Raw genomic sequence first — 14,550 nt, forward strand, 5'->3', positions numbered from 1 at the left:
GTGATACCCATATTTTCAGTATGACAGTTCGCGTTGGAATTCTTGGTGCAACAGGGGCGGTCGGACAGCGGTTCATCAAATTACTCACCGACCACGATACGTTTGAACTTGCAGCACTCACCGCCTCAGAGTCGAGTGTTGGGAAACAGTACCGCGAGGCGGCAAAGTGGCGCATCAATACACCAATTCCCGATGATATCGGGTCAATGACGGTAAAACCGACAACACCAGATGGTATTTCTGACGAGATCGATTTACTCTTCTCATCATTGCCATCTGACGTTGCTGCTGACGTTGAACCGGCGTTTCTCGAGGCAGGATACGTTGTTTCATCGAATTCTTCAAATGACCGAATGTCTGCAGATATTCCGTTGACAATTCCAGAAATCAATCCAGGACATCTAGATCTAATTGAACTGCAGCGTGATAATCGAGGCTGGGATGGAGCTCTCGTTAAAAATCCAAACTGCTCGACAATCACGATGGTACCAACGCTTGCTGCGCTGGATCAATTTGGGCTAGAGTCGGTGAATGTTTCAACGCTTCAAGCAGTCTCAGGAGCAGGATACTCTGGAGTAACGTCGATGGAGATTATTGACAATACAATTCCATACATCGGTGGTGAGGAACCAAAGATGCAACAGGAATCTCGAAAGTTGCTCGGTGAGTTTGATGGTGCTTCAGTGTCACTGCATGAGATGGACGTCGCTGCTTCCTGTAATCGGATTCCGACACTTGATGGACATCTTGAAAATGTTTTCGCCAAAACAAAAGCAGATATCAGCACTGAAGATGTTATTGAGGCGATGGAGTCGGTTCCTGGCGCAGAGCTTCCGTCCTCACCTGATCAGTTAATTCATGTATTCGATGACCCGAGTCGACCACAGCCACGGCTTGATCGCGAGCGTGGTAATGGTATGCAGATATCTGCTGGGGGAGTCACAGTGACAGACGCCGGATTGAAATACAACTGCCTTGCACACAATACTATTCGTGGAGCCGCGGGTGCTTCACTACTTAATGGTGAATTGTTAGTCGACGCCGGGTGGGTGTAAGGCAATTTATTTACTCAAATGGGACTAGTGCCTGCGTATTCGGATTGTATATGCTGGGAACATTTTATAACCAGTGTACGATAGGATAGATTCAAATAAGTATATACTAACGTTGAGATGCTATATCACGCGGTTTTTGAGTGATTTGTCAGTATCAAATCTGCGGACATTTTCTGCAACAATATCTGCGAGTCGCTCCCAATACTGTGGGGTATGACCTGAGTTATGTGGTGTGATGAGGACATTCTCAAAATCCCACAACGGATGCGACGGGGGGAGTGGCTCTGGGTCCGTCACATCAAGTAATGCACCACGGATCTCACTTGCTTGAATTGCCCGTACGAGTGCATCAGTATCAACAATGGGACCACGAGCAATGTTAATTAATACAGCCTCTGGTGGCATTGTACGAAATGCTTCTGCATCAAACAGTCCAGCCGTTAGATCTGACAGTGGACAAGCAATAACAACGTATTCAGAGCGTGCAAGTGCTTCGTACACCGCGGCGTCCTCAAAACCAACAACTTCGTCTGTTGGACCACCCTTCTCTGGCGAGTAGCGAACGCCGATGGTGTGTACGTCAAATGGTTTCAGTCGTTTCGTTACTGCTGTCCCAATTGTTCCGAGACCGAGAACGCAGACGGTCGAATCTTTGAGCTCATATGATTGAAATGACCGCCACTCGCTACGCTCACCCCGGCGCCATGCGAGATGGAATTGGCGGGCAAATGAAAGGATACCACCAATAACATGTTCAGAAATATTCGGTCCATGCACGCCTGAGGCATTTGTGACAGCAATATCTGCGGTTTCAAACGCATCTGTCTGGAGATGACCTGTCCCGGCATATACGCAGCCAAAGAGTGATAGATTATCTGCAACAACTGGATTTTCGGCTGATATATTGTGATCTGGTCCAAGTGCAACACCCGTCGGTAGTGAATGCCCAGTCACAATTTGTGCATTTGCAAGTAACTCTCGCTCCTCGACTGGAGTTTGAGCAAGCGTAATTGTTTGGTCAGGCAAACGCTCGCGCAAACACTCAACATACTCCTCGGCGGGGAGTCCGTGTATTTTCTGTTTGAGCACAACAACACCCGGGTCGGGGGTATTCGCATTGGTTACATCCGTCATCAACATACAGGCGTACTCACGACCAGGATATATCAGTTATTGCTCATTGACTTCATGAGTAATTGATTCAGAAAAACCCGCAGTCACGGTATTTAATATCCGTCCAGACGATATGATATACATATGGAGCGATTCGATGTTGCTGTCGTCGGTGGAGGTCCAGCGGGTGCAGCAGCCGCGCATGCAGCCGGTATGAATGGTGCCTCTGCGATAGTCCTCGAACGCGGTGTCCCACGCGCGGACCGACCAGATCAACTTGGTCCTGATTCGACTGATGCTGCTGGAATTCTTGATTATTGGGTTGATATCATGGGTGTTGACCCTGAGGAATTTCCTGACGATGTGATTCTTGATGAACTCGATCAAGCAACATTTATTGGACCGACAGAGTCTCTAACGCTTGAGTCAACAGGGATTGACTCCTCATATGATAGCTTTGGATTCTGCATGCATCGCGCGCGTTTCGATGATTTTCTCCGCAAGCGCGCTGAAGATGCTGGCGCCACGTATCGTGTTGGCACAGCCGTTCGAGATGTCAATACAAGCGCTAATCGAATCGCTGCGACAGACGGTGGTATAGCAGCTGACGTGTCACATAACCAGAATATGGAACCGCGACATACGATTCAGCTTGCTGATAACACTGATATTGGGGCATCAGTCGTTATTCTTGCCGACGGACCACAGCGACAGGTGACGAATCGTGTTCTCGATACGTATGTCCCATTTGATGTGACTGATCGGTTATCGACTCGTGAAGCAAATCATATTGCATATCAAGAACACCGTGAACTGCCTGATGCGGTCGCTGAAGAGGTCTCAGGCTCAATTCTATTTTGGTGGGGACACATGCCTGGACATACAGCGTATCCATGGATCTTCCCAAATGATGGGAATATCGCACGGATTGGATTGACGATGCCGATTGGGATGACAATCGATGAGGTCTCCAATCCAGAGTCATATCCGTTGCTCAGCGCTGATGATGACCAGCTCCCGCGTGGAAGTGAATACATTGAACGTCTTCTTGACCAGGAGTATGGTGACCGATACGACATTCCTGAAGATTTCCCACTTGTAGAGGATCGTGGAAAAGATGATGGGACTGAAACATATGCCATCTCATCAACACAACCAATTGATTCGCCAACGGAAGCAGGCATTCTTATTGTTGGTGGAGCAATGGGGACGACGTCAGCATTTCACGAGGGGGGTGATCATACGGCGATGCGGACAGGTGCTATTGCTGGTGAAGTTGCCGCTACAGGGGAAATTGAAACATATAATGATCGCTGGAAAGACGCTATTGGCGATGAGATCCTCCGAAACGTCGCAATGGCTGATATTGTCCGTGAGTATGAGCCAGATGACTGGGATTGGGCGTTTTCTACAGCACAGTCACTTCTTGATGACTCTGCAGGATATGGTATATTTGATATCGATAATCTCACCGCTGGGATTGGTGCTGCTCGGCTCTTAACCAAATATAAACGAACGAAATTCCGCTATCGAAATAATAAATATGTCCAGATTCGTGAATCAGAGTATACAACCTGAGCGTGACCGGTGAGGCACAACAGCCATTACCACTCGATGTCTACTTTCTATCACACACCCTTTGTCCCCGTCCGAGTACTTCTATCATAGGAGCGATGAGTAGACGGCGAACCCGGGTGTGTAATATACATGGGTTTGTCCGTACCCACCAACGGATCGCCTGACACGAGGGTTTCCCGGCTGACATAGCATGCCGCTGAAGGATGACGCCGGCCGTTAGTGTTCCGGGCGACATTAACATCTTTAACGTTATACTTTAAATACTGATAGTGTCTCGAAGAATAGGTGGTATAGAACATCAAAAGCGACCAGCGGATCACCTACTACTTCGGCACTCGTGGAAGTTCGAAGCCGACCATGGAGGAGATAGATTCCTTTATCACCGAGGAAATGGGACTGCTTCGGGACGACGGCGGTGCCAAATGGACCGAGGGGATCACCGAGCTCATCATGCTCGGCATGGACTCCTGGCGACAAGGTCAGGTCGAACGGGCCCACCTTGTTTCACCCGAGCGCGTGGAGTCGCTCGAAGAACGGAACCGTGAGCTCCGTGAGAAAGTCAGCGATCTTAAAGCGAAAGTCGACAAGCTGGATCGAGACGACGGGAAGATCGACGCCGCCGTCCGGGTACAGCGCATTGAAGCTTCGATCCTGAAGATTCTGTGTAACAATATCGGGGCCAAATCTCCCAACTATATGAGCATCGAGGCGGTCGCCGATAAGACCGGTCACGACTACGACACTGTCGTTCACTACGCGGTTATGCTGGCGAGAGTCGAGTTTGGAGGCTACGTCCAGTTCGACCGGATGGAGGAGAATATCAAGGTCCAACGCGAGGATGCCTACGAGAAATACTGTGAGGCCGCCGGTATCGATGGAGTCACACTCGATGGATGACGATGCGATTGGGGAGATCGTCGGCGAGCTACGGGACGAGATCAAAGAGCTGAGACAGGAAAACCAGCGGCTCCGAGATGAGGCTGATGCGGAGGACGTGAAGCCACCAGCACCATCCAACGACGAGATCGTAGAGTCGTTCTTTACCGAGAAGAACTACGCCGAGTCGTCCGAGCGACCGAAACGGTTCTCTATCAAATACTTCCGAGCCCACATCGATGACATAGATCTCAGAGATGCTACCACAAGCCATGCTCTCGACTTCGCCAACAACTGGACGGGCGAAAGTAAGCCCCCGAAACGGGCGACGATGCTCACCTACCTCAGGAATATCAAAGTTCTCTACGACTGGATGATGCGACACGACTGGGGCCCGATGAGAACGTCGTCGAAGACGCACGAGACCGGTACAAGTCACAGAACCGGAGTCGTATCAAGAGGTCGGGCCAACACAATAGGACGGTCATTAAACCCGAAGAGTACCTCCAGCTCGTACGCTCGAACATGGGGACGCGTAAGAAATCGTTCCTCGTGCTGGCCGCCAAGACGGGACTCCGCCGGAAAGAACTGGTCTCGCTGAGAGTCCAAGATCTCGACCTCGAGAAACAGGTCGTGTACAACCGCTCTCCGAAGGGAGTCGGTGAGGTACGAGTTCCGAAGGATAGTGCCGATCAGAAGCTCCTCGACGACGAGGCCGTGTCTGCGATAGAGGATTGGCTCGACACCCGTGAGGCCACGCTTGAGCGGCTTGAGGAACGGGGACACGAGGGTCGGCGAGGCGACGGGGCGAAGCCCGATAGCGAGTGGCTCTACCCGAACGACGCAGGTGAGAAGTTGGACCCGATGTCGATGTCCCGGTGGTGGGACAAAGCGACGAACAGGGCACACCACCGAGTCAAAGACGATGATCCAGAGTTATCCGAGAAGTTCGCCTCGTTCACGTGCCACGACGCACGACGGTGCTACACCTCGTGGCTGAACTGGAACAGTTGTCCCCGCGACGTGATCCAGGCCCTACGAGGGGACGCTGAGGGGGATATGGTGGCCCTCTATACCCAACACGGTGAAGACCAGGTCCGACGGGAGTACGAGAAGGCGATGCCGACTCTCGGCTTATATTTGGGTAGTTTGGTCCATCCTCGGTTCTCGACCGATTAACGAGTAGACCACTTAGTCGCAGTATGGGGTATAATTGTATGTACGTATTGGCGCGTAAGTACGTATGTGCGGGATAATAGAGGGTTAGTTCAGACACAGACTGTGAGTGCCGGTCAACCGTTTGTGAGTGGCACCTTCTCAATCTCCCGATAATACTACTCTGAGCCCCACACCCGTCCGTCAACCGAAAAACGAACCCGACATCTCACTCGTGGACTTCTGTTCCTGTCCGAAAGCTCGTGAGCTCGTCAATTCGACCCTCAAGATCCTCGATCTCTTGGCGTAGTTCCTCGGCATCTTCACCCTCCGTCGCCGCGAGCTGTTCTTTGAGGCCCTGGAGGCGTGTCTCCTTGACCTCCTCGTCGACGTCGACTTTGCGGACGTACTCGCTCTCCTCGATGTCGTACACATCCGCCTCGGGCAAGTCTGTGACTTCTAACGCGTCGTCGACCTTGCTCCGATCGATACCAGTCACACGCTCGCGGTCGATCCCTTCAGCCTCCAGCTTCGCCAACACCTCATCCTCACCTTTCAGCGACCGATTGCGACGGGTCGTGCGCTGAACAGAGCCGAACGGACCACTCACCGGACGGTCGTGGTGAAGCCGGGTCAGGAGCACCTCAGCGACATCCTGGCGGAGATCGTTGGCGTTGCGCTGGACATCCGATAACAGCGTGTAGAGGTTCACCAGCGCGTCCGTCTCCATCTCCGACAACGTGGTCACGTCGTGGCGCTCAAGGGCGTCAACGAGCAAGAGAGCGTCCGCATACACGTCCAAATCCGGTTCTGACCGTTCTTCGGGCTCGGCATCGGTATCGAGAATCTGTGTTGAGGTCGGGCCGTCCATTTCGGTGATCACGCCCGCGTCCTCGTCGATCTCGAACTTGGGATGTAGGCTCAACACCGTCGGGTACGGGTCCGCGTCAGCTGGGAGCCGATCAAGTTCGAAGCCGCCCGGCTCGTCGGTGATACGTCGGTACAACGTCTCAAACTGGTCGCGCTGAAGTGACCGCTTCTCGGCTGTGTTCTCTCCGGTGATGATGACGCATTGCTCCTGTACGTCGTCGATCCGGAATCGGTCGTGCGACAGCGGCGTAATCAGCGTAGCATCCTCGGGGAGATCGTCAAGTTCGTCGAGGAGCGTATGCCAGTTCACGTTGAAAGCCATATTCAGGCGAACGCAGACGGAGGGTAAAACCGTGAGGGACGCTTCTCGGGCCAGTCGAGGTCGTAGCTTGGGTGGCTGGTGGCATGAATGACTTGATGGGTATCAAACACGGGACTGTCGGCGAAGAATAAATGTGCATTATGTACAAATAGCACAGCTAAATGGTGAGTGTCAGAATGTCAAAAAAGCGAATAAACATCAGCGTCGATCCCGACGTCCACGCCAAAGCCAAGCAACTGGGGCTTAATGTCTCCGGTGTTGCTGAACACGCCCTCCGAACCTACGTCCAGACGCTTCAACACAGCGACCAGTACCCATCCTCACCCGTCATAACCATACCGGCTGACTCTGCTGGCGACGAATCTCCCACCCCCAATATGACCCAGCACGCAGAGTCATCTGTCGAGGAGATCCCGACCGACTACGAGAATTATGCGAGAACCGTCCTGAATCGCGACGACACGACGCTCAACCAGCACCGCCGATACATCGGTGGCTCCTGCGCCACGCTGAAGAACCACCCCACGCGATCGCCGAAGCGGACATCATCGGATACCTGGAGTCCGAACAGCCTATGAGCGACTCGAAAAAGAACAACATCCTCTCGGCGTTGCGCGTGTTTTTCGGCGAGTACCTCGACCGTGACGTGGCTGACGAGTTCGAGATGCCAACGACGGGTCCCAGCCCAACCCACGTGCCGACGAAAGATGAGCTTCAGACCTTCTACGCGGCCATCGAGCAACCCAAGTACCGAACGATTTTTTTGATGTACGCCACCTCGGGGCTCCGCTCGACCGAGCTGTTAGAGCTCACCATGGAGGACATCAACGTGGAGATGCGGATGCTCGTGCCCGACAAGCAATCCGAGGTCAAGAAAACATGGGCATCATTCTACAACGAGGAGGCCGAAGCCGCTTTCGAGGCGTTCAAACCCCATCGTGACCCCGACGACGAACGAATCTTTCAGGACAGCAAGCCGACGGTAAATAAGACCTTTCGTGATCTCTCTGAAGAATCTGGTGTGAAGGTTACGCCGCAGATGCTTCGACGATGGTTCGCCTCTGAGATGGCCTCGCTCGGTGTGGACGCCAGCTACATCGATGCCTTTTGCGGGCGCACGCCGACCTCTGTACTGGAACAATACTATCTGGACTACTCGCCACGCAAACTCAAACAGATCTACCATGACGCTGGATTAACCATTCTTGAGTGATCAGATCCACTCACCGGGGATTGATTCGAGGATCACCGCGTGATCGTCGTACACTCGGTCGATTTTATTAATCACCTCACAGAGTTCTCGCGGCGTCGGCTTACGGACTTGATCGTAGTACAGCAATCCGTGATTGATCTCGTCTCGGAAGAAGTCATCATCAGACGTTAGGAGAGAGCTCAGTCCGAACACGTGAAACGATATGCTGAGTTTCGTTGCCCAGAACGGACACGCATCGCTCTTCGACCATCTGATCACAGAGAGTCCGCATCGGCGTTAGGAGTCACCTTAGATCCCGCCGCAGGTGCACGGCTCTGCTCGGAGAGAGCCGTTCTGGTGGTCTCCTTTTGAGTTTGAATATATTCTATCAACTCCGGATGTTCGTCGTAGTAGTCGAGAGCTGCTTGGACCTGTGCGCGATCGAGATCCGGGTAGTCATCGAGCAATTCCTCGACAGTCGCTCCGTGTTCTTGAGCTGTGATACCGATCGAAAACACGCTGATTCGTGTTCCCTCTATTCGTGGTTTTCCGTGGAGCACGTCTGGTGTTTTTACAATCCGGATAGTGGTACTCATTAGCGTAGGCTACCTTCTGAACGAGAATAAATATTCGGCTGATTCTCGATATTCCTCGAACGCAACCGGCATCGTATGTCAAAGAGCATCAGTAGTCATCACAAGTGTGACACTGAACCTGACGATCGCCTGTTTTGTCGTCCATCATACGGTGGCGACGTACTACCGTCGTGGTGGCGACACTCAGAGACCTATCCCTTGTCGTCAATTATCATACTACTGTAAGGAGTGTTACGTACTGACGAGAGCCTGGCATACCTAATGCGGGCGCGAAGAGCCCGACTCATACGGAGGCCACAGCATGAGCGGTAATATCGGCGAGAAAGCGCGTGCCGCGTTCCTCGCGCTCATCATGGTCACGTCCGTGATGATGGCGGGCGTGGCGTTTACTGGCTCTGCGGCGGCCAACACCTCAGCAGGGTTCGCCGCGGCTAATCCAGCCGATGCTGATTCAAGTATAAGCGACACCGATCACACATACTCAATCAATCTCTCGGCAACTGGAAGTGATTACAGTTCTGAGGTGCTCGGTGATGCCACAAACGCTGATACGTTCACAATCACAGATAGTGACGATGGTTTCGATTACAGTGGTATAGGTGGTGCTGACGTAGCTATTGAGGTATTCGCTAACGACGGTACTCACCGAACGACCTATACCGGTACTAGTGACCTAACCGTTAAAACTGCAGACACGGCTACGCTTGAGATTGACGTTGATGCAGGAGCGACCACTGGTACCACTGCTCTTAACCAAGATGATATCATCCGGATTTCAATCGGTCCAGCAGTTGACACCAACGGTGTTAGCCATACGACGGACACCGATGGAACCTACCAGTTGGATGCTCAACTTGCAACGGACGGAGACAGCTCAAGTGGCGTGACCGATTCGTCAACACTTGATCTGGATCTTCCTGGTCCCGTCAGTGGTGACGGCGGCATTTTGAGTATTCCGTCAATAGAGAATGCTGATCCTATATACACATACGTGCGCTGGTGAATATTGAGTGTAATAGAAAATATCTATCGGTAGACGTAGTTGGCATGTCGACGCGCAATAACTTTCGTCACTATAATTTAAATATTATCTGAGTTCTTGTTACACAGTTAGAGATCAGCTACATCTTCGATAGCGTCTGTGAGCATCTTGATTGATTCAATATCATGTTCGCCCATGTGTCCAATGCGGAAGGTTGTTTCACCAAGCGTCGAACCATAGCCATTTGAGAATTCCATATCATATTTGTCTGAGACAGCATCAATTGTAGCAGCAACATCCATATCTTGGATATTTTCAATACAAGCAACAGTCCGTGATTCATACCCCTCCTCAGGGAACATCTCGAAGTGTTCGCGCGCCCATGATCGAGTGTACTCAGCCATTTCACGGTGGCGTTGATTCCGCGCATCATGACCTTCCTCAAGCATATACTCCATTTGTTTTTGATAGGCTAACATTACAGGGATTGCGGGTGTTGAGTGTGTCTGACCTTTACGATCATAATAGTCGATACAGCGCTGAAACCCGCCATACCATGATGCGGACTCATTCTCAAGTTCACGCTCATACGCATCATCGCTGACAGCACAGATCGCCAGTCCTGGTGGCATTGCGAATGCCTTCTGTGAAGAAGTAAAAATAACATCAATATTATGTTTTTCAATATCAATATAATCGCCACCAAGACACGAAACCGCATCAACAACAAAGTAAGTGTCCGGATATTCAGCAACAACGTCACCAATCTCTTCAATTGGGTTACGGACACCGGTTGAACTCTCGTTCATCACACATGTGACAACATCGTAATCGACAGTGCTAGATTCAATTGCCTCACGGACATCCATGGGCTTGACTGCTTTTCCCCACTCGTACTCAAGCCGATCAACGTTTTTTCCAAGTCGATCGGCGACGTTTGCGTGGCGCTCACCAAAGCTTCCACACGTCGTACACAACATATGCTCATCAACAAGATTGAGCGTTGAAGTCTCCCAAAACTCAGTACCTGAGGCGGTGAGAATAATTATATCATTATCAGTCCCGAGAAATGTCTTCGTATCTTCAACAATCGTTGTGTATAGATCAGTCATTTGATCCATACGATGACCAAACATAGGTTGGCTCATCGCTTCGAGGACCTCATCGCGCACTTCTGTTGGTCCGGGAATATACAGCGTCTTATCCGGATAATCATCAGTATATTGTTGTTTATCCATTATGTAATCACCTGTCTAGTCTTTGCTGCGGACGGAGATGGAATGGCACTTTTGATTTGTGGCGGTCAACGTACCTCTATATCCACCAAGCCATTAAATCCCTCTGTGGGTCTTCGCTTCAATTCTGTGTAACAACCGCATTAGTGATATAACCTCAATCATAACACGTATCGGAACTCTATGGCGTCGTACCAGATTCATGATTATGAATTCTCTTCATCAGCTTTCGGTAAGATAGGTGATTTCACACTCAATTAAACGATTTAAACTATTCGCTGTCCATCGGATCGGGGCGCGGATTCATCAGCATGCAGTGCGTATTAGCTGGTATGTCAGAGACTGAATCAGATATTGATACGACTTCGAAAGGGGATGCACTTCCGTCGACAGAGTCAGAATGGCAAGAAATACTCACCGATGAGCAGTATGAAATCCTCAGAGAGCGTGGAACAGAGCCACGATTCGGTGGACCAAATATCGAACCGGACGATGATGGACAGTATCGATGTGCAGGATGTAATGCGCCGTTATTCGATAATGAAACAAAGTTTGATTCTGGGACAGGATGGCCGTCATTTTTCGATGCAAATGAGGAGGTAGTCGAAACACAGGTTGACACTCGACACGGGATGGAGCGAATTGAAGTGCTTTGTAGCCGGTGCGGTGGTCATCTCGGACACGTGTTTGAAGATGGACCAGAACCGACAGGTCAGCGGTACTGTATCAATGCCGTTGCACTTGATCATGATACGGATCAAGAATGAGTAATCTCACTCAGAGTTTGGGACGAATACCCAGATATCAAAATATACAGATATGAACTGTGTTGAGCTGAAGGAGTAGCAAAACCACCTGGTGATGACATCTAAGCAAAAATGAAATATCGATACAATATTATTATTTTAGACGATATAACAGTGTCCTTAGAGTGATATCATTGAGGTGAAGTACCTTGGGGACAGAGATTTGATACTTTTCTGTTTAGGCTGCACTGCACTGCCTCGGCAAGGGAATTTCAGTCAATTCCTCCCGATCTCCTCCTTTTTTATGAGGAGTCGGCTGGAAGTCACACCCGAACACGTGGTGTGTCCGTGGGAGTGGGAGCCGATCGCTCCACCGTGACCATGACCCGGTGAAACCCCTGTCCCCGTCGCACCGCCAATCGCGGATGGTGAGAAGGGTCACATTTCCAAACTGTCGCAGCCAGCAGTAGATTAAGATCAAGATCGTTAATTCGTCTGTGAGGTTTTCTGGCTGTGATTTTCGAGAAGACATGTAGCCTCATAACTGAACTGTTCATGTCGGCTTCACCCACGGTCACGGGGTCACATCAGTACAGTATCAAAGCCCCGACTCCGAGGCACTCGCCTTGGTATATGTAGATGCCGCGGAAGACATGAACTAGTATCAGAGTATGATGATCGAATTAATTAGTAGAAAAGAATACAAGCAATATTGAAGTAAATATTATTTGAGATTATCGTCGTATTCACCGTCTTCCATGCGTGATTTAAATTCGCGTGGATTGTTGCCGTCAATCGTGACGCCAAGTGAGGTACAGGTACCGACCACTTCCTTTGCAGCATTGAATGTATCGTATGAGAGTAAGTCTGATGACTTTTGTTCGGCGATCTTTCTAACCTGATCAACAGTCATATTCGCGACAAAGTTTTTTTGTGGCTCACCAGAACCCGACTCAAAGCCGGCTTCGTCTTTGATTAATTCAGCTGTTGGAGGGACACCAACAGAGATGGAGAAATCACCATCATCCTCATATTCGACGGTGACAGGTACTTCCATCCCATCGAATGCATCTGTTTCATCATTGATCGTCTGGACGACGTTCTGTACGTTCACCGGTGTCGGTCCTAGTTCTGGACCAAGCGGCGGACCTGGGTTAGCTTCCCCACCAGGAATGAGCACTTCAATAGTTCCAGCCATACATTATTGCACCCTATCGTGACTATTAACCGTTTTCTTTCGTCCGAACAGCCGTGTCAGACAGTTTCAGGTCGTTTTGTGACATCATCGAAATTAATTTATTTTGAAATTGGTGTATGCAAGTACGATATTGCCGGGACGACGCTGGATGCTAGATTGTTGCTATATATATGATAATTGGAAATCAGTCTATATGATACTCAGATTCCATCCCAATACACCGTATTATGATTGTGACTATTGTATAGTCGTATAGACAACGCTGATTCAATGCGAAATCAGGGCTTCTCATCAAAGAGTACTAATCATACAGATAGTCCGTCTGAGCTTTTGAGTGACTCTATTATTGATGACAGACAAATCACAGAAAATTATCATTCTTCACCTGAGGATATGTGGTGAAGATACTAGATATCGAGCTTGAATGGTGCAGCATCATCAGCACTCGCAGCCATCGCACCAGTGAGTGATGCAATGGCATCGAGGTCGGTCGTATCGACAACCTCGACTGGCGTGTGCATATATCGATTTGGAATACCGATATTCAACGCTGGAATACCGCTTCGGCTTGTATAGAATGCATCAGCATCAGTTCCAGTTCGAGATCCTGCTGCTTGTAGTTGGATATCAACCTCTGCTGTGTCAGCTGCATCCCGTGCAAGTGTCACTAATGTCGGGTGATTTACACTACCACGAGTAACAACGGGTCCGGAACCAAGCTCAACTGGACCAGCACTGTTTCCTGGGATATCAGGATTATCGGTAGCATGAGTGACGTCAATTGCAACTGCCGCATCAGGGTCAAGATCAAATCCGACCATCTTCGCTCCTTGAACACCGACTTCTTCCTGAACAGTGCTAACAGCATAGACCGTTGCATCAGGTTGAGTGCGTGTTGCAGCAGCCCGAAGCGCTTCAGCAGCCGCCCAGGTACCAACGCGATTATCGAGCGCACGCGCTGCAAGCCGTGTGTCAGCGAGTGATCGAACGCGCGTTTCAACGGTGACTGGGTCGCCGACTTCAACGCGGGAATGTGCGTCATCACCGTCCTCAGCACCAATATCAACGAACTGTTCGTCGATATCATCATATGATTCACTGCCGGTGTCACGAAGATGAATCGCTGTTTGTCCAATAACACCGGCAACGGGAGTTTCAGCATGAACCGTCACATGTTGTCCCTTCGAGACAGTCCGGTCAGCACCACCGATGCGATTGATGCGGAGGTATCCGTCATCCGTGATATCACGAATGATGTACCCAATCTCGTCGGCATGACCAGCAAATGCAATAGAGACATCACAGGTAGGATCACCGTTATACACTGCAACGGCATTGCCGTATGCATCAGTGCTTACCTCATCGGCAAATTGCTGAGCATATTTTACCCATACTCGTTGACCACTCGTCTCAAAGCCTGATGGACTTGGTGTTGTCAAGAGTTCCGTCAAAAATTCACGTCTGGTGTCATCCATACTCTACATTCGGTCGAAAGGCCCCTGAATGTACCGTTCGGCATTATGCGAATATTCCAAAAAGTGACATTCAAATCACCATATCTACAACGAGGGATACATATCACATATCATTCTTGTTACATTACTAACCGATACTGATTAACTAGCGACTGCA

At 50.2% G+C, this 14,550-nt stretch carries 15 protein-coding genes; 9 read left to right on the forward strand and 6 right to left on the reverse strand.

Annotated elements, in window-relative coordinates:
- Positions 1-20 precede the first annotated feature (20 nt).
- On the forward strand, positions 21-1,055 hold the full coding sequence (gene asd, locus J07HQW2_RS06385) for an aspartate-semialdehyde dehydrogenase (RefSeq protein ID WP_021054604.1): 1,035 nt from the start codon (positions 21-23) through the stop codon (positions 1,053-1,055).
- Positions 1,056-1,175: 120 nt separating this feature from the next.
- Here asd and J07HQW2_RS06390 read toward each other — a convergent pair whose 3' ends face one another.
- Positions 1,176-2,189, reverse strand: a complete 1,014-nt coding sequence (locus tag J07HQW2_RS06390) for a D-2-hydroxyacid dehydrogenase (protein WP_303704001.1) — start codon at positions 2,187-2,189, stop codon at positions 1,176-1,178.
- A gap of 123 nt (positions 2,190-2,312) precedes the next feature.
- Here J07HQW2_RS06390 and J07HQW2_RS06395 point away from each other — a divergent pair, with 123 nt between their 5' ends.
- The 4 genes from J07HQW2_RS06395 (at position 2,313) to J07HQW2_RS06410 (ending at position 5,801) form a co-directional block, all read left to right on the forward strand.
- Positions 2,313-3,746 (forward strand): NAD(P)/FAD-dependent oxidoreductase, encoded by a 1,434-nt coding sequence (locus J07HQW2_RS06395; RefSeq protein WP_021054606.1) that lies wholly within the window; start codon positions 2,313-2,315, stop codon positions 3,744-3,746.
- Between the two features lie 357 nt (positions 3,747-4,103).
- Positions 4,104-4,643, forward strand: coding sequence for a hypothetical protein (locus tag J07HQW2_RS06400; protein ID WP_021054607.1), 540 nt, complete (start codon positions 4,104-4,106; stop codon positions 4,641-4,643).
- Complete coding sequence (locus J07HQW2_RS17985; protein WP_303704002.1) at positions 4,636-5,223, forward strand: hypothetical protein; 588 nt, start codon at positions 4,636-4,638, stop codon at positions 5,221-5,223. The genes J07HQW2_RS06400 and J07HQW2_RS17985 overlap by 8 nt, the downstream gene beginning before the upstream one ends.
- Positions 5,148-5,801, forward strand: coding sequence for a tyrosine-type recombinase/integrase (locus tag J07HQW2_RS06410; RefSeq protein ID WP_021054609.1), 654 nt, complete (start codon positions 5,148-5,150; stop codon positions 5,799-5,801). The genes J07HQW2_RS17985 and J07HQW2_RS06410 overlap by 76 nt, the downstream gene beginning before the upstream one ends.
- 205 nt (positions 5,802-6,006) lie before the next feature.
- On the opposite strand, the gene J07HQW2_RS06415 is transcribed toward J07HQW2_RS06410, so the two are convergent.
- Positions 6,007-6,969: a DUF7983 family protein gene (locus tag J07HQW2_RS06415; RefSeq protein WP_021054610.1), complete on the reverse strand. Its 963-nt coding sequence runs from the start codon at positions 6,967-6,969 to the stop codon at positions 6,007-6,009.
- A gap of 176 nt (positions 6,970-7,145) precedes the next feature.
- Between J07HQW2_RS06415 and J07HQW2_RS06420 the strand changes: the two genes are divergently transcribed.
- On the forward strand, positions 7,146-7,547 hold the full coding sequence (locus J07HQW2_RS06420; RefSeq protein ID WP_303704003.1) for a type II toxin-antitoxin system CcdA family antitoxin: 402 nt from the start codon (positions 7,146-7,148) through the stop codon (positions 7,545-7,547).
- Complete coding sequence (locus J07HQW2_RS06425; protein WP_021054612.1) at positions 7,544-8,182, forward strand: tyrosine-type recombinase/integrase; 639 nt, start codon at positions 7,544-7,546, stop codon at positions 8,180-8,182. Before J07HQW2_RS06420 ends, J07HQW2_RS06425 begins: the two co-directional genes overlap by 4 nt.
- Before the next feature lie 254 nt (positions 8,183-8,436).
- Here J07HQW2_RS06425 and J07HQW2_RS06435 read toward each other — a convergent pair whose 3' ends face one another.
- Entirely contained in the window at positions 8,437-8,757 is a 321-nt protein-coding gene (locus tag J07HQW2_RS06435) for a DUF433 domain-containing protein (RefSeq protein WP_021054613.1), read from the reverse strand.
- A gap of 301 nt (positions 8,758-9,058) precedes the next feature.
- Here J07HQW2_RS06435 and J07HQW2_RS06440 point away from each other — a divergent pair, with 301 nt between their 5' ends.
- The gene (locus J07HQW2_RS06440; RefSeq protein ID WP_021054614.1) at positions 9,059-9,760 is read left to right on the forward strand and encodes a surface glycoprotein; all 702 of its coding nucleotides are present in this window, start codon (positions 9,059-9,061) and stop codon (positions 9,758-9,760) included.
- Between the two features lie 107 nt (positions 9,761-9,867).
- Here J07HQW2_RS06440 and J07HQW2_RS06445 read toward each other — a convergent pair whose 3' ends face one another.
- Positions 9,868-10,977: a pyridoxal-phosphate-dependent aminotransferase family protein gene (locus J07HQW2_RS06445; protein WP_021054615.1), complete on the reverse strand. Its 1,110-nt coding sequence runs from the start codon at positions 10,975-10,977 to the stop codon at positions 9,868-9,870.
- A gap of 329 nt (positions 10,978-11,306) precedes the next feature.
- Between J07HQW2_RS06445 and msrB the strand changes: the two genes are divergently transcribed.
- Positions 11,307-11,741: a peptide-methionine (R)-S-oxide reductase MsrB gene (msrB, locus tag J07HQW2_RS06450; protein ID WP_021054616.1), complete on the forward strand. Its 435-nt coding sequence runs from the start codon at positions 11,307-11,309 to the stop codon at positions 11,739-11,741.
- A 703-nt stretch (positions 11,742-12,444) separates the two neighbouring features.
- On the opposite strand, the gene J07HQW2_RS06455 is transcribed toward msrB, so the two are convergent.
- Positions 12,445-12,918 (reverse strand): 50S ribosomal protein L11, encoded by a 474-nt coding sequence (locus J07HQW2_RS06455; protein WP_021054617.1) that lies wholly within the window; start codon positions 12,916-12,918, stop codon positions 12,445-12,447.
- A gap of 407 nt (positions 12,919-13,325) precedes the next feature.
- The gene (locus J07HQW2_RS06460; RefSeq protein ID WP_021054619.1) at positions 13,326-14,393 is read right to left on the reverse strand and encodes a M20/M25/M40 family metallo-hydrolase; all 1,068 of its coding nucleotides are present in this window, start codon (positions 14,391-14,393) and stop codon (positions 13,326-13,328) included.
- Positions 14,394-14,550: the final 157 nt, after the last annotated feature.

This window comes from Haloquadratum walsbyi J07HQW2 (assembly GCF_000415985.1).
In the GTDB taxonomy this organism is placed as follows: Archaea; Halobacteriota; Halobacteria; order Halobacteriales; family Haloferacaceae; genus Haloquadratum; species Haloquadratum walsbyi_B.

What these genes read in the sequence shown, in the direction of transcription:
- J07HQW2_RS06410 (WP_021054609.1), top strand. Translation starts at nt 5,148, where the DNA reads ATGGGGACGCGTAAGAAATCGTTCCTCGTGCTGGCCGCCAAGACGGGA.
- J07HQW2_RS06440 (WP_021054614.1), top strand. Translation starts at nt 9,059, where the DNA reads ATGAGCGGTAATATCGGCGAGAAAGCGCGTGCCGCGTTCCTCGCGCTC.
- J07HQW2_RS06420 (WP_303704003.1), top strand. Translation starts at nt 7,146, where the DNA reads ATGTCAAAAAAGCGAATAAACATCAGCGTCGATCCCGACGTCCACGCC.
- J07HQW2_RS06445 (WP_021054615.1), bottom strand. Translation starts at nt 10,977, where the DNA reads ATGGATAAACAACAATATACTGATGATTATCCGGATAAGACGCTGTAT.
- msrB (WP_021054616.1), top strand. Translation starts at nt 11,307, where the DNA reads ATGTCAGAGACTGAATCAGATATTGATACGACTTCGAAAGGGGATGCA.
- J07HQW2_RS06400 (WP_021054607.1), top strand. Translation starts at nt 4,104, where the DNA reads ATGGAGGAGATAGATTCCTTTATCACCGAGGAAATGGGACTGCTTCGG.
- J07HQW2_RS06415 (WP_021054610.1), bottom strand. Translation starts at nt 6,969, where the DNA reads ATGGCTTTCAACGTGAACTGGCATACGCTCCTCGACGAACTTGACGAT.
- J07HQW2_RS06395 (WP_021054606.1), top strand. Translation starts at nt 2,313, where the DNA reads ATGGAGCGATTCGATGTTGCTGTCGTCGGTGGAGGTCCAGCGGGTGCA.
- J07HQW2_RS06455 (WP_021054617.1), bottom strand. Translation starts at nt 12,918, where the DNA reads ATGGCTGGAACTATTGAAGTGCTCATTCCTGGTGGGGAAGCTAACCCA.
- J07HQW2_RS06390 (WP_303704001.1), bottom strand. Translation starts at nt 2,189, where the DNA reads ATGACGGATGTAACCAATGCGAATACCCCCGACCCGGGTGTTGTTGTG.
- J07HQW2_RS06460 (WP_021054619.1), bottom strand. Translation starts at nt 14,393, where the DNA reads ATGGATGACACCAGACGTGAATTTTTGACGGAACTCTTGACAACACCA.
- J07HQW2_RS06425 (WP_021054612.1), top strand. Translation starts at nt 7,544, where the DNA reads ATGAGCGACTCGAAAAAGAACAACATCCTCTCGGCGTTGCGCGTGTTT.
- asd (WP_021054604.1), top strand. Translation starts at nt 21, where the DNA reads ATGACAGTTCGCGTTGGAATTCTTGGTGCAACAGGGGCGGTCGGACAG.
- J07HQW2_RS06435 (WP_021054613.1), bottom strand. Translation starts at nt 8,757, where the DNA reads ATGAGTACCACTATCCGGATTGTAAAAACACCAGACGTGCTCCACGGA.
- J07HQW2_RS17985 (WP_303704002.1), top strand. Translation starts at nt 4,636, where the DNA reads ATGGATGACGATGCGATTGGGGAGATCGTCGGCGAGCTACGGGACGAG.